13 protein-coding genes are annotated in these 14,263 nt (G+C 66.5%); 7 read left to right on the forward strand and 6 right to left on the reverse strand.

The genetic code is table 11. The features are described from left to right. Positions 1 to 7 precede the first annotated feature (7 nt). The gene (locus GGC64_RS25435; protein WP_192725365.1) at positions 8 to 1,579 is read right to left on the reverse strand and encodes a serine/threonine-protein kinase; all 1,572 of its coding nucleotides are present in this window, start codon (positions 1,577 to 1,579) and stop codon (positions 8 to 10) included. A gap of 246 nt (positions 1,580 to 1,825) precedes the next feature. Between GGC64_RS25435 and GGC64_RS25440 the strand changes: the two genes are divergently transcribed. The 4 genes from GGC64_RS25440 to GGC64_RS25455 are packed head-to-tail and all read left to right on the forward strand — an operon-like array spanning position 1,826 to position 6,683. Continuing rightward, positions 1,826 to 4,102 (forward strand): MMPL family transporter, encoded by a 2,277-nt coding sequence (locus GGC64_RS25440; protein ID WP_192725927.1) that lies wholly within the window; start codon positions 1,826 to 1,828, stop codon positions 4,100 to 4,102. Positions 4,103 to 4,105: 3 nt separating this feature from the next. After that, positions 4,106 to 5,167: a 3-oxoacyl-[acyl-carrier-protein] synthase III C-terminal domain-containing protein gene (locus tag GGC64_RS25445; protein ID WP_192725366.1), complete on the forward strand. Its 1,062-nt coding sequence runs from the start codon at positions 4,106 to 4,108 to the stop codon at positions 5,165 to 5,167. Positions 5,168 to 5,169: 2 nt separating this feature from the next. Continuing rightward, a complete protein-coding gene (locus GGC64_RS25450; RefSeq protein WP_192725367.1) occupies positions 5,170 to 5,673 on the forward strand; it encodes an isoprenylcysteine carboxyl methyltransferase family protein in 504 nt (167 codons plus the stop codon). Then, positions 5,670 to 6,683 carry an NAD(P)/FAD-dependent oxidoreductase gene (locus tag GGC64_RS25455; RefSeq protein ID WP_192725368.1) on the forward strand — a complete coding sequence of 338 codons (1,014 nt, stop codon included), beginning with the start codon at positions 5,670 to 5,672 and terminating at the stop codon, positions 6,681 to 6,683. Before GGC64_RS25450 ends, GGC64_RS25455 begins: the two co-directional genes overlap by 4 nt. On the opposite strand, the gene GGC64_RS25460 is transcribed toward GGC64_RS25455, so the two are convergent. After that, entirely contained in the window at positions 6,664 to 8,004 is a 1,341-nt protein-coding gene (locus GGC64_RS25460) for a cytochrome P450 (protein WP_192725369.1), read from the reverse strand. The two genes, GGC64_RS25455 and GGC64_RS25460, sit on opposite strands and share 20 nt — an antisense overlap. Before the next feature lie 234 nt (positions 8,005 to 8,238). Here GGC64_RS25460 and GGC64_RS25465 point away from each other — a divergent pair, with 234 nt between their 5' ends. Continuing rightward, the gene (locus GGC64_RS25465; RefSeq protein WP_192725370.1) at positions 8,239 to 8,703 is read left to right on the forward strand and encodes a hypothetical protein; all 465 of its coding nucleotides are present in this window, start codon (positions 8,239 to 8,241) and stop codon (positions 8,701 to 8,703) included. Position 8,704: 1 nt separating this feature from the next. On the opposite strand, the gene GGC64_RS25470 is transcribed toward GGC64_RS25465, so the two are convergent. Next, the gene (locus GGC64_RS25470; protein WP_192725371.1) at positions 8,705 to 10,147 is read right to left on the reverse strand and encodes a DUF4407 domain-containing protein; all 1,443 of its coding nucleotides are present in this window, start codon (positions 10,145 to 10,147) and stop codon (positions 8,705 to 8,707) included. Between the two features lie 165 nt (positions 10,148 to 10,312). Here GGC64_RS25470 and GGC64_RS25475 point away from each other — a divergent pair, with 165 nt between their 5' ends. Then, a complete protein-coding gene (locus GGC64_RS25475; protein WP_192725372.1) occupies positions 10,313 to 10,480 on the forward strand; it encodes a hypothetical protein in 168 nt (55 codons plus the stop codon). Positions 10,481 to 10,505: 25 nt separating this feature from the next. Further along, complete coding sequence (locus GGC64_RS25480; protein ID WP_192725373.1) at positions 10,506 to 10,859, forward strand: hypothetical protein; 354 nt, start codon at positions 10,506 to 10,508, stop codon at positions 10,857 to 10,859. On the opposite strand, the gene GGC64_RS25485 is transcribed toward GGC64_RS25480, so the two are convergent. The 3 genes from GGC64_RS25485 to GGC64_RS25495 are packed head-to-tail and all read right to left on the reverse strand — an operon-like array spanning position 10,854 to position 14,260. After that, positions 10,854 to 11,813, reverse strand: coding sequence for a homocysteine S-methyltransferase family protein (locus tag GGC64_RS25485; RefSeq protein WP_192725374.1), 960 nt, complete (start codon positions 11,811 to 11,813; stop codon positions 10,854 to 10,856). The genes GGC64_RS25480 and GGC64_RS25485 overlap by 6 nt on opposite strands. A gap of 27 nt (positions 11,814 to 11,840) precedes the next feature. Continuing rightward, positions 11,841 to 13,400 carry an AMP-binding protein gene (locus GGC64_RS25490; protein ID WP_192725375.1) on the reverse strand — a complete coding sequence of 520 codons (1,560 nt, stop codon included), beginning with the start codon at positions 13,398 to 13,400 and terminating at the stop codon, positions 11,841 to 11,843. After that, complete coding sequence (locus GGC64_RS25495) at positions 13,397 to 14,260, reverse strand: SDR family NAD(P)-dependent oxidoreductase (protein WP_192725376.1); 864 nt, start codon at positions 14,258 to 14,260, stop codon at positions 13,397 to 13,399. The genes GGC64_RS25490 and GGC64_RS25495 overlap by 4 nt, the downstream gene beginning before the upstream one ends. Positions 14,261 to 14,263: the final 3 nt, after the last annotated feature.

Below are 14,263 nucleotides of genomic sequence, written 5' to 3' on the forward strand. Positions count from 1 at the left end.
CACGCTTTTACGGTCCGGCGGAGTACTCCAACGCCGGCTCGTCCGAATCCACATGCCCGTTGCTGCGGATGGTCAGATGATCGGGCCGCACCTCATAGCTCGCGCCGTCGGCCGGGTTGCTGACATCAAAACCGCCGCCATTGGGCACGGCGTTGCTGAGCCGTACGTTGGCGCCGTCGCGCAACCGTTCACCGTGGTAGTAGTAGCTGCCCGCACTCGTCTGGCATATCACCGCGAGTGACTGCGCCGTCCTGATCGCGGCCACCGCCGTGTTCCCCGCGTCGCACCGCGCCGCGTGCCCGACGAACCCCTGGGCATCCGTGCCAGACACTCCCGGCAACGGTGTCCCAGTTGTCGTCGGCGTCGTCGAGGTCGTTGTCGACGGCGTGGTCGTCGTCGTGGTCGATGGCGAAACCGTCTCCGTGGTCGTGCTCACCGACGGCGGCGGCGCGGTGACCGTGGTCGACGGCGGTGCCGCCGTGTCGTCGCCGCCGGAGAACAGCTGCATCGCCAACACCACCGCCACGCCGAACAGCACGACCGTCGCGATCACGAGCGCCACCTGGCTGCCGCCGAACCTCGACTTCTGCGGCGACGGCACCGGCTCAGGCGCAGGAATCGGCTGCGGCGGATACGGCGTATAGCCCGTGCCCGCCGGATTCGGATACACGGCCGAGAACTGCCGCGTCGAAGCCGGTGGGGGGCTGGTCACCGCGGGGACCGCAGGCGCAGGCGGCACGGGGCCGCCCGAAACCGCGGCCGTCGTCGCTCTGGCCAACTCACCCGCCGAGGCGAACCGCTCCCCTGGCTTCTTCGCCATGCCCTTCGCGATGACGTCATCGAAGGCCCTCGGAATGCCCCGCCGCATGATGCTCGGCCGCGGCGGCGGCGAGAACATGTGCGCCGTCATCAGTTGACGCAGATCCCCCGTCTCAAAGGGTGGCCGACCCGTCAGGCTCTCGTAGAGCAGGCAGGTCAGCGAGTACACATCGGCGGCAGGCCCCACCTGCCCGCCGCTGAACCGCTCCGCCGACATGTAGGCGCAAGATCCGATGATCAACCCCGTCGAGGTCACACTCGCGTCGCCGCCGCCGTGCGCGATCCCGAAGTCCACCAGGTACGCGAAGTCGTCGGAGGTCAGCAGCACATTCTCCGGTTTGATGTCGCGATGTACCAGGCCGTCGGCGTGCGCGGCGTCCAGCGCCGCAGCCACCTGCGCGATGATCGACGCGGCCCGGGCCGGCGCAAGCGGCCCGTTCGCCCGCAGTTCGTCCTTGAGGCTGCCGCCCTCGACCAGGCGCATGTCGATGTACAGCACCCCGTCGATGTCCCCGAAGTCGTGCACGGGAATGACGTGCGGCTCCTGCAGCCGGGCCGCCACCCGCGACTCCCGCCTGAAACGCTCCTGATAGGTCGGGTCCGCGGCCATCTCAGCCCGTAGCACCTTGACCGCCACCGTCCTGTCCTTCACGGTGTCGTAGGCGCGATACACCTCACCCATACCGCCGACCCCGATCAGCGAGTTCAGCTCGTAGGGCCCGAAGCGGGTGCCAAGGCGTGAACCTTGAGGCAGGGTCATGCCAATCCTTCCCAGTCCTAACCGACCTAACCGTCCGCACCCCGACGCGCAGCGATACATCGTGTTCCCACATTGGACGCGTGCTTAACGCGCTCCGAAGTTGATGCGCAGCAAAGCAACTGGTTTCGACGACGACACGCACTTACCACCGTACGTCGAGCAGGCGACTCCCGCATGCAGCGAGGTATTGAACAACTACCGCATGAATTTCGTTGAAGGGACAGGGCACCGATCGGAGGACAACCGCTGCTGCACCGCATCGCCGAATTGGCCATCGCCGCACCGCGACGTGTTATCGCTTCCGCGGTGCTGCTCACTGTCGCCCTCGGAATATTCGGCGTCCCCGTCGCGAAAAGCCTTTCTGCCAGTGGATTTCAGGACCCGACATCGGAATCGGCCAGGGCAACCGAGATCTTGACCGACAAGTTCCACCAGGGCGACGTGCAGTTGCTGATCGTCATCTCGACCCCCGACGGCGCCGACAGCGCCGCTGCTCGGGCCGCAGGCAACGAAATCGTTGACCAACTCCGTAGTTCGCCACACGTCGCGCATGTCACGTCGGCATGGACCGCGCCACCGCCCGCCGCCGCCGATCTGATCAGCCGCGACGGCTCCTCGGGGCTCGTCGTCGCGGGCATCACCGGCGACGAGAATCAGCAGCAGCGCTACGCCAGGGAGTTATCCGAGGCGGTGGCAGGCGACCATGACGGCGTTACCGTCCGGTCCGGCGGGGCCGCGATGGTCAACGTCCAGATCACCGAGCAGTCGCAGCGCGACCTGCTGGTGATGGAGTCGCTGGCCATCCCGCTGAGCTTCCTCGTGCTGGTCTGGGCATTCGGCGGGCTGGTGGCCGCCGCGCTGCCAGTGGCCGTCGGCATGATGGCGATCCTCGGAGCGTTGTCGGTGCTGCGGCTGATCTCCTTTGCCACCGACGTGTCGATCTTCGCGCTCAACCTCACCACCGCGATGGGCCTGGCGCTGGCCATCGACTACACCCTGCTGATGATCAGCCGGTTCCGCGACGAGCTTGCCGAGGGCGCCGGCCGCGAGGAAGCACTGGTGCGCACGATGACGACCGCGGGCCGCACCGTCGCGTTCTCCGCCACGACCGTCGCGCTGTCGATGGCGGTCCTCGTGCTCTTCCCGATGCATTTCCTCAAATCGTTTGCCTACGCCGGCGTCGCGACGGTGGCCTTCGCCGCGGTCGCCGCGATCGTCGTCGCACCCGCTGCACTGGTGCTGCTCGGCGATCGACTGAACTCACTCGACGTGCGCCGACTGATCCGCCGCGTGTTCGGTCGCGCCGAACCGCAACCCGTGCCCGTCGAGCGGCGGTTCTGGTACCGGTCCGCGAGTTGTGTTATGCACAAAGCGATTCCGCTCGGATTGGCCGGCGTCGCGCTGCTGTTGCTTCTCGGCGCGCCGTTCCTGAGCGTGCGCTGGGGCTTCCCTGACGACCGCGTGCTGCCCCACTCTGCGTCGTCTCATCAGGTCGGCGACCAGTTGCGCCGCGACTTCGTCCACAACTCCGACGCCGCGGTGACCATCGTCATCCCAGACACCACCGGCGTCACTGGAGCCGACATCGGCAGGTATGCAGCCGACCTGTCTCGCGTGCCCGATGTGTCCGCCGTATCTGCGCCCACCGGGACGTTCGTCGACGGCAACTGGGTCGGCCCGGTGTCTGCACCCGCAGGCCTGGTTGCCGACAGCGCTTTCCTCACCGTCGACAGTTCGGCCCCGATGTTCTCCGATCGCTCGGAAAAGCAGCTCGACCGCTTACACGCCGTACCCGGCCCGGCCGGCAAGCAGGTGGACATGACCGGCGCGGCGCAGACCAACCGCGACAGCGTCGACGCGATCACCTCACGGCTGCCGCTGGTGCTCGGGCTGATCGCCGTCATCATGTTCGTGTTGCTGTTCCTGCTGACCGGCAGCGTCGTCATGCCGCTGAAAGCGTTGGTGCTCAACGTGCTTTCTCTGACAGCCGCGTTCGGTGCGATGGTGTGGATCTTCCAGGACGGCCATCTCGGCGCACTCGGCACCACACCCACCGGGACGCTGGTGGCCAACATCCCCGTGCTGTTGTTCTGCATCGCGTTCGGCCTGTCGATGGACTACGAAGTGTTCCTGGTTTCACGGATCCGGGAATTCTGGCTGGCCTCAGGTAAGACCCGAGCCGACAACGAGGAGAGCGTGGCCCGCGGCATCGCCTATACCGGGCGGATCATCACCGCCGCCGCGCTGATCATGTCGATCTCGTTCGCGGCGTTGATGGCCGCCGAGGTGGCCGTGATGAAACTGTTCGGCCTCGGTCTGACGTTGGCGATCCTGGTCGACGCGACGCTGGTGCGGATGGTGCTGGTGCCTGCGTTCATGCACGTTATGGGCCAATGGAATTGGTGGTCACCGCAGTGGATGGTCGGTGTGCACCGACGGCTCGGTTTCAGCGACGGTCAAGCACATGCGCAGGAACCGCACAGTGGCGAGATCGAACCGACCGGCTCCGGGCCACGTGTCTAGTACGTGAGCGTTATTGCAGGTGTACACGGAGCAGTTCCCCCGCATCGATACAGCCAGGACGAGATCACCGACGCATTCGTCGCTGCTCCCGCCTTCGCCGGATACGAGAAGGCCGTGCGCAGTCTGCACGCCAGCGCGAAGGTCGACGGCAGGAATCTCATCCTCCCGATCGACGAATACCCGATGCTCGGCGACTTCGGCCAAACCAACGACCTCTTCATCGAACACGCCGTCCAACTCGGCTGCGAGGCCTTGTCGGGCGCGCTCGAGGACGCCGGCCTGCAGCCCAGTGACATCGACCTGATCGTCACCACGACCGTCACCGGCATCGCGGTGCCGTCGCTGGATGCCCGCATCGCAGGCCGGTTGGGTCTGCGGCCCGATGTGCGTCGCGTCCCGATCTTCGGTCTCGGATGTGTAGCAGGCGCGGCAGGTATCGCGCGGCTGCACGACTACCTGCGCGGGGCACCCGACGACGTCGCCGTGCTGGTGTCAGTCGAGTTGTGCTCGCTGATGTACGCGGCCGCCGAGCCGACCATGGCCACTCTGGTCGGCAGCGCATTGTTCGCAGACGGTGCCGCCGCCGTCGTCGCCGTCGGTGACCGCCGTGGCCTGCGTGACGGCGTGGCCGGACCCGATGTGCTCGCGACACGCAGCCGGATGTATCCAGACTCGCTGAACATAATGGGTTGGGACGTCGGCGCTTCGGGCTTCCAACTCGTCCTGTCCCCCGATCTGCCAGACCTCATCGAGAAGTACTTCGCCGACGACGTAACCGGCTTTCTCGCCGAGCACGATCTGACGGTCGACGACATCGGCTCGTGGGTGTCACATCCCGGTGGGCCAAGGGTTTTGGAGGCGATCAACAGCGCCCTCGACCTCGACGACAACGCACTGGAGCTGTCCTGGCGGTCGTTGGCCGAGATCGGCAACATCTCGTCGGCGTCGGTGCTGCACATTCTGCGCGACGCGCGCGCCAAGCCACCACCGGCAGGCACGCCGGGCCTGTTGATGGCGATGGGGCCAGGGTTCTGCGCGGAACTGGTGTTGTTGCGCTGGCACTGAACATGGTCGCCTATGTGCTGTTGATCGCCGCAGTGGCGGCCGAACGGATCGCGGAACTCGTTGTTTCGCAACGTAACCTGGCATGGAGCCGCACCCGCGGTGGCGTCGAGTTCGGTGCGCGGCACTATCCGGCAATGGTCGCGTTGCACACCGGTCTGCTGGTGGGCTGTCTGATAGAGGCCATGTATCGCCCGTTCCTGCCTGCCCTTGGCTGGCCGATGTTTGCGGTCGTGCTGGCCGCACAGGCGTTGCGCTGGTGGTGCATCACGACACTTGGCCACCAATGGAACACGCGTGTGGTCGTGATCCCCGACGCGGAGCGAGTGACCGGCGGCCCGTACCGGTTCTTCTCGCACCCGAACTATGTCGCGGTCGTCGTCGAAGGTATCGCGCTGCCGTTGGTGCACACGGCGTGGATCACCGCGGCGGCGTTCACGGTGCTCAACTTCTTTGTGCTACGGACCCGTATCGGTGTCGAGAACACCGCGTTGGCGAGACTGCGATGATCGACCTGCTCGTGGCAGGCGGCGGACCGGCCGGGCTGGCCACCGCGATCTTCGGTGCGCGTGCCGGGCTGGAAGTCGTGGTGGTCGAGCGACGGGACGGCCCCGTCGACAAGGCGTGCGGCGAGGGACTGATGCCGCATGCGCTGGCCCTGCTGGACAGCCTGGGCGTGGACCCGCCGGGTAAACCGTTTCACGGCATCGCCTACGTCGACGGCACGCACCGCGTGACGGGGCGGTTCCGCGGCGGCGCCGGGCGCGGCGTCCGCAGAACCGCGCTGCACGCAGGGTTGTTGAAGGCGGCCGCCGATGCCGGAGTGCGCATCGAGAACGGCGATATCGGACCAGTGAGCCAGAGCGCAACGTCGGTGTACTGCAGCGGTTTTCAGGCGCGATATCTGGCCGCGGCCGACGGGCTGCATTCGCCCCTTCGCGCCGCGCTTGGACTGGCCAAGCCGTCTCGTGGACCGCGCCGGTGGGGCATCCGCCGTCATCATGTGATGACACCGTGGAGCGATTGCGTCGAGGTGTATTGGGCTGACGCAGCCGAGGCGTACGTCACGCCGGTCGGAGACGACTGCGTCGGCGTCGCGATACTGACGTCGCGCAAGGGCGGCTTCGATGCGCACCTGGCTGCGTTTCCCGCACTGCGCGAACGGGTTCGCGATGCCGCGCACGGTCCGGACCGAGCGGCGGGACCGTTGCACCAGCGGGTGCGTGGTCGGACGGCCGGTCGGGTGTTGTTGGTCGGTGATGCCGCGGGCTACATCGATGCGCTGACCGGGGAGGGTCTCGGCATTGCTTTCGGCGCGGCGAAGCTCGCCGTCGAGTGTGTGGCGGCAGATCAACCGCAAGACTATGACCGGCGTTGGCTGCGGATGTCGCGGCGGTACCGAATGCTGACTGCGGCGGTGCTACGGGGAACCGCGTCTCCGCTGCGCCCGCTGATTGTTCCTGCGGCAGCACAGTTTCCGCGGGTATTCGGCGGCGTCGTCAACCTGCTGGCTGAGTAACCACCGGCGCCGTGCGCCGCGCTCGCACGCGAATTCGTCCGCCGTCGCGCGGGACGAAGATCACGTGCTTGACTCTCTGCGTTTCGCCGGGGGCCGTCGTCGTGGCCAGCTCGACCCTTCGCAGGATTTCGCGGAGCACGATCCGCATCTCGACCATTGCGAACGTCGCGCCCAGGCAACGCCGGTTGCCGCCACCGAACGGGAACCAGGTCGTCGGGCTCAACGTCGCGCCTACCATCCGGTCCGGATCGAATCGCTCCGCATCGGGATACAGCTCGGAGTCGCTGTGCACCAAGCCGATTGCAGGCACGACCATCACACCTTCGGGCAATTGGTAACCGGCCAGCTCGACCGGTTGCTTCAGCACCCGGCCCACGTCGGGCACGACCGGCCGGATCCGCAGGGTCTCCTTGGCCACCGCGTCAAGATATTCGTCGTCTCCGGTGTCGGCGGCATGCACCGCTTTCGCCAGTATCGCCGGGTGGCGCGTCAACCTTTCGAGGGCCCATGACAGCGCGGTCGCGGTCGTATCATGGCCTGCGACAAGCAAAGTCATCAATTGGTCGCGCAGTTCGCGGTCGCTGAGCGTGCGTCCGTCTTCGTCGGTGGAGCGCACCAGCATGGCCAACGCGTCGGTGCGCTCGTCGAGGTGCGGGTCGGCGCGGCGCTCGGCGATCTCGGCGTACAGCAGGCGGTCGGCCTCTCGGATGCGTTCCGCTAGTGTCCGCCACGGGCGGAGTTGTTGCAGGCGGGGCCAGGCAAGCGCGACGGACGTCCACTGGGTGACGTTCAACAGCTTTGGCATGACTGCGCGCAACGCCGCAAGTCGCGCCGGGTCGCTCGCGCCGATGACCGTCCGCAGGATCACCTCGAGAGTGATCTCGGATGCCTTCGGCGCGACTGCGAACGGCCGTCCCACCGGCCATCCGTCGATGTTCGCCGCCGCGATCTCCGTCATCTGCTCGACTTGTTTGGCGACGGCGTCGCGGTGAAACGGCGGCAGCATCAGCCGGCGCCGTTCGCGATGCACGTCGTCGTCGATCACCAGCACCGAGGTGTCGCCGAGCAGACCGCCAAGGATCACGTTGGCCTCGCCTGCGTGGAAAACACTCGGGTCACCGGCGAACACCTTCTTGATCTCGGCCGGCTCGGTCAGGTACACCATCGGCGGGGTCATCGCCGCGCGAATCGTGAACACCTTGCCGTAGCGACGCCTGCACGCGGCGACGAACCGCGGCCAATAGCGCAGGAACACGATCATCTGGAGCCACTTGGGCAGCGGAGGGCCCGGCGGCAGCGCTGACGCCGTTATTCGACTCATGCCTAACAGGCTACTCGGCCGGTGCCGTATTGAAAACTGTTCGCTGGAGTGCATCGCAGCGGCAGACGGGCCACGGCGCAGCAAAGGACCTGCCCGACGCGCGGTGGTCGTTCCGTTGCGATATCAAAGACGCATCACCGTATTGAGGAAACGCCTTCTGCGCGCGCCCATACGTGGTGCAATTGTTTGCTAGGGGCACATAACGGGGTGTGCACAACAACCGGGGGGGTTGTGATGACGGGGAAGCTCATTGTCCTAGCCGCGGCTGCCGGGGCAGCAGCCGCGATGTTCGGGGCGGGCGTGGCCAACGCAGAGCCTGACCTGACGGGCATGACGTACTCGGACGCGAAGACGACCATCCAAAACATGGGCGCGACCCCCCAGGTGTCGGCGAGGGTTGGCGACCGGTTATCCGAAAACGACTGCCTGGTCACCGGGCACACCAGATCGGCGAAGCCACCGCACGGATTCCCAGGAGCCGGGTCGAACATCGTGCTCGTAGCGCTGGATTGCAACGGCAACGTCGCATCGGCCACCAACCCTGGCTACTCGGCGGCGAGCCCGGAGGGCCGCGCTGTCGTCAAGGAGCAGCAGAAGAAGGAGTGGCTGGCGACCGACGATGGCCAGGCCTATTGCGTGAAGGCCGAGAAGCAGCATCCCGAGTGGGGCAGCATCCCGGGCTGCCACCCCGAGGGCTGACCTACTTGGCCGACGGCAGTTGGCGAGGACTGTCTCCTGCGCTCAGTTCTGAGTACATGTCGCGCTCTGTCATCGTTTGTTGACGATCCGCAGCCGACACGGCCGCCCCGTGCTCCTCCGACTCGACGCTGACCTTGTGCGTGCGCCGCAGTGAGAAGTGGATCTCCTCCGTCTCTTCGAAGACCTGGCGTGCACTGCGCAGCGGCTTGGTCGTGGTGTCGATCGCGGTCGCGATGATCGGCGGCACGAACGGACGCAGCCATCGTGCCGCGGCCTTGGTGACGTCCGGGATCGTCGGAATCAACGACGTGCCCGGCTTCGGCTCGTCTTCGACCACCGCAGGCAGATTGTCCGATGCTTCTGCCACTGGCAGCTCGGGCGTCGGTTCAGCGACCCGTTCTGACTGCGTGTGTCGTGGCGTCGCGTCGAGCGCCTCCATGACGCGGCGGCGCTGCTGTTCGCGATCGATCTCGGTCTGCGCCTCGACGGCAAGCCGAGCGCTGGCCAATTGCTGTTCAGCCCAGAGCGTTTCGACGGCGGTGCGCACCTCGGCACGCTTGACCGCGATCGCGGTGTCGGCCGCCAGTTCGGCGCGCTCGACCTCCGCGCGCGCCGCCCCGCCCCGATCCTCGCTCGTCCGGCCGCGCCACAGCCGAAGGAGCAGGGGTAGGAGCAACAGCAGCGAGAAGAACGCGATCGTCGCAAGCCGCAGCAACATTGCTCCGGGGTTGGCGAGGGTGTGGTCGTTCATCGCGACCCAACGCGCACCAAGACCGTGGTCCGCGTCCTTCATCGCCGAGGCGCGAGCCCGCTCCAATGCCTGGTCGCGCGCGACGATCTCGGCGTCGAGCCCGGGCGCCAAGCGGTCACGGTTGGCCACCGCGGTGTCGAGTTGCCGCTGGCTGTCCGCGAGAAAGTCTGTGGCCGTGCGTGTTTCGGGTCCGGACCCTGGCACGCCGGTGATGTGGGTCTGCGGGCAGGCCGGCGACGGGTGGAACTCGCAACGCGCGACGACGAGCGCCGCGTCGCGCCGGCGCCCGGCGTCGTCGACCGCGGTATCGAGCGCGCTGCGGGTAGCGCGGGCGCGGTCGAGCTCCGCGGCAGCCTGTGCGACGACGGGCGTCGCGTCGGCGGTGCGTGCGGCGCGCTCGTCGAGAGCGCGATCGATCGGACCGGAGAAGATCACGACTGCGGCGAGTTCACCGACGACGGCACCCACGCCGACCGCGACGGCGCCGCGGCCGAGGACGCTTGGCCAACCCGGCGCCGGGCCACCGGCGACGGCCCAGCTCACGGCGCCGACCAAGAGGCCGAAAACCAGCGTCAACGGCACAATGACGAGTGTCGAAACGTGCGTCGCCGCGGTCATGACGAGGATGGCGACGAGCCAGGCCGCCGCAGCGGTGATAAGCGTCAACAGGTGACCAATTCTGTTGGCAGACATGGAAACTCCAAACACTGTTACTCCCCCATGGCGCGCCATCACGTCGGCGCGGATCCCCGGAATTCTCTCATAGTGTCGATATGCGCGCTCCGCGCGGTGGTGTCCGCCTAGGATCGGGCGGATAATCCTGAGCAGCCTACGAAGTGCCATTGAAGGAGGTGGTGGATGACAGAGAACCGCAGCGGCCCAGGCCATGACTACGAGTACGACGAAGCACACGATGCGCTGGCCCAACCCATAGCCACGACGCCGGTGCCCCATCGCGTCGACGCCCCGACATTGCCCCTCGATCCCGGCGGGGACTACGGATACGACGAGGCTCACGATTTCTGAGGCTGACGACATAGAAGCGATGCTCGTGAGCGTCCCCCCCGAGGACCTGGCGAGAGTCCTGATGCCGGCGTTCCTCGAAGGCACGGACCTCAGCGAGGCGAAGCTCGTGCGGTGGCTGCATCGCAAGTACCCCGACGCCGCAGACGGCGATACCGTGTGGCTGGAGCGGCCGGTACGCGAGGCCCTGCAAGTGCTCGAGCATGCCGAACTCATCTACCTCAGCCGGTGGTCGGACTCCCCGCCGCAGTGGCGCGTGACCCGATTGGGCGTGCTGTGTCTGAACGAGGGCGAGGATTCCGTCCGTCAGTGCATCGAGGATCGGATCGCACCACCGCGGCAACCCGCCGCCGATGCCGAGCAGGTCGTCGACGAGCTATAGCGTCATCGCGTCCCGCGCGGCATGCACATTTCGCGCAATCTCGTCGAGATGCGTGTCCCACGTGCCGCAGCAGCCACCCCACATGTCGATGTGCGGGTACTGCTCGGCCAGCCCACCCATCAACTCGCCGAGCTGCGCGGGGTCGCCCGACTCGAGATGGCCGAGCGTGCAGAGTGAGATCTTGTCCATCATCGCGGCATTGGGTCGAAGCACGCGGACGCGCTCGAACCAGCTACCCGGCTCGATCGCCGGCATGAACTCGAGTGGGTGTGAGCAGTTGATGCCGTAGAACGTCGGCCTGTCATCACCGGCCTGCGCATCGACCGCCTCGACCGCTTCTTTGAGAGTGGGCCCCGACACGAGTCGCTGCGTGCTGTTGTCAAGCGTGAACGAAACCGAAAGCGGCAGGCCCACCCTCGCTGCGGCACGGGACAATCCGACCACTTCGTCGACACCGTTGAACGTCATCGCTTCGACCACGTCGACGCCTGCCAGCGCCAGCGTTGCGAGTTGGACGCTGTGGTAGTCCTCGGCCTCGGCGGCGGTGATGGTCCGGTTCAACTCATAGGCGTCGCCGCGCGGGCCGACAATGCCTGCGTACAGGAGTGCCGGCAGCTGCCCTTGATACGGCTTGGCCACCTCGCGAAGGAAATCGATTGCGCGCAACTGCATCTCGGCCAGCGTGGAACCGGGGTATCCGAGTAATGACGCCCAGTCCGGGCTCGCCCGGTAGTCAAGGCCGCCCATGACCACACCGAAGCCGTGGCGCGCAGCGGTGTCGAGGTACCGGCCGTACATCGCGCGCAGCTCCGCCATCGCGCGCGGGTTGTCGAGCAGCGGCAGCATCGCGAAGTGCGGCAGCTCGTAGCCGTACTTGTACATGATCTCGGTCTCCTGACCGCCCTCGGTCAGGTAGTTCAATCCTGGTTGCTGCGACGGGAATTGTTTTGACATGACGCCCCCTTGCCGGGAGCGTAACCGTTAGCCCGATTGAGGCAGGTCGTTTCGCAGCACCTTGCCAGCCGGATTGCGAGGAATGCGCTCGACGATCTGAATGTCGCGCGGTTGTTCGAAGCGAGAAACTTTGTTTTTCAAGTACTCTCGCAGCTCGGCTTCGTCGATGGTGGTCTGTGGCACCACGTACGCGGCAAGCCGCTCCCCGTAGTCCGGGTCGGCCACCCCGATCACCGCGTTGTCGGCGACGTCGGGATGCTCGGCGAGCGCATTCTCGACCGCGCGCGGGTAGACGTTCTCGCCGCCGGAAACGATCATGTCGTCTTCACGACCGACGATGAACAGCCGCCCGGCTTCGTCGAGGTAGCCCATGTCCCCGGTGTCCATCATGTCGCCGACGACGCCCTTCGTGCCGCCGCCGGTATAGGAGTCGAAAGTGAGGTCGCCGCCGACGAAGATGCGTCCCGTGACACCGGGTCCCACGCGCCTGTCGTCGTCGTCGAGGATCGCCACCGGGCAGCCCGCAACGGGTCTGCCCACAGTTTCCGGGGCCTGGCGCAAATCAGCGGGCGTAGCGAGTGCGCCGATACCGACCTCCGACGAACCGTAGCCGTTGTAGATGACATCGCCGTACGCATCGGTAAAGCGTTTAGCCAAGCTGGGATCCAGTCGCGCTCCGCTCGAGATCACCACACGCAGCGACGGCAACGGATTTCGCGTTCGCACCTCCTCGGGAAGATCAAGAATGCGCGCAAGCATGACGGGCACTGCGGTCAGCGCGTCGGCACGCCATTGGGACGCCTGGGCCAGGGTCGCTTCGGCGTCGAACCGACGCAACACCAGGGCGGTCCCACCCAAACCGATGGTGAGGATCAACATTCCGAACCCGAGTCCGTGAAACATCGGCACCGCCACGGCGATTCGCACGCCGATACGGAGTCCGGTGCGATCCAGAATCGTGGCGCCCACACCAAGCGCAGATACGATCTTCGGTTTGCGCGGCACACCTTTCGGCGTCCCTGTCGTACCGGATGTCAAAAGAACGATACGTCCGCCGGCAGCGACCCTCGGCCGCGAACCGGTCTGGTGCACTTCGGCTTCCGCCGGATCGATGACGGTACGCGCACCTGCCGCCCTGGCAGTCTCGGTGAACTCACCGTCGCAGACGACCGTCGTCACGTGATGCGTCTGCAGCGCAGAGGTAAGTGCTTCGGTACGAAAGTCGGTGTTGAGCAACACCACGTCGGCGCCGACCAATGCCGCAGCGAAGACGGCCACCACAAAGCCGCGTCCATTGCGGCACAAGATGCCCACCGCCTGCCCGGCCTCTGCGCCACGGGCGCGCAGTTCGACGGCCAATGACTCAGCATGCCACTGCAATTCGCGATAGCTGATCGGTCCGTCCTCGTCGACCAACGCCGCACGCGAAGGCCATCGCGACGCCGAGACGGCAAGCAGAGTGAACGGATTCGTCCCACCGCGAGCAGCCTCGCGTACCACGCCGAGCACCCCGCGTGGCCCCGGCGGCGTCAGCAACCGAGAACGCAGCAGCGCCCGAGCGGCCGTCGTCAACACGTGGTCGGTCATTGTTCGTCCGATTCTCGGGTGCGCCGGTACCAGACTTGAGTGGCCCGCTCCACGGGCGCGCGAAGAAACACCGTCGTCAGCTCCGCCGGCCACACCCACCACGGCGCAATGGTCCTGGGCCGCTTGATGATCGCCCTCGCCACGATGTCCGCGGCCTGATCGGGAGACAGGCCCGGCACGTTTCGCAGGCTCTTCGTCGGCTCGACCATCCGGGTGTGGATCAATGCCATGTAGATCGACGTGACGTCCACGCCGTCGGCGTGCAGCTCAGGAGCAACGCTGCGTAGCCACATGTCGAATGCGCCCTTCGAGGCTTGGTATGCGCCCCACCGCGGACCGGGCGGCACGCGCACGCCGACGCTGGAGATGTTCACGATGTGGCCGCTGCCGCGCTCGCGCATCGCGGGAAGCAGCCCGAGCAGCAAGTGAATTGGGCCCAGGTAGTTGACACCGATGGTCCGATCGAAGTCATGAAGCCGGCCGTACTGCTGGTCCAGTGGTCGCCGGATCGACTTGCCCGCATTGCTGACCACGATGTCCGGCGGGCCATGGGCCTGAAGTATTCGATCAGCCAATGCGGAGACATCGCCGTCGCTGGTGAGGTCTGCAGGCAGCGCGATCACCCGCTCGCCGCGAGCGGTGGCGGAGGCTGCCAGGGCATTGAGTTCATCCGCCGACCGCGCGACGGCCAGCACCGTCGCGCCTGCCGCGGCGAGTTTGATCGCGGTGGCGTTACCCAACCCGTGCGAGGCACCGGTCACCACCACCGTCCTGCCGCGAACGGCGGTGCGCAGACGGTCCGGGTCCGACATTCGCGGTGGATTAACGAGCCTGTCGATGGCCTTGGTCGCCACGTTCATCGA

This window comes from Mycobacterium sp. OAS707 (genome assembly GCF_014873705.1).
In the GTDB taxonomy this organism is placed as follows: Bacteria; Actinomycetota; Actinomycetes; order Mycobacteriales; family Mycobacteriaceae; genus Mycobacterium.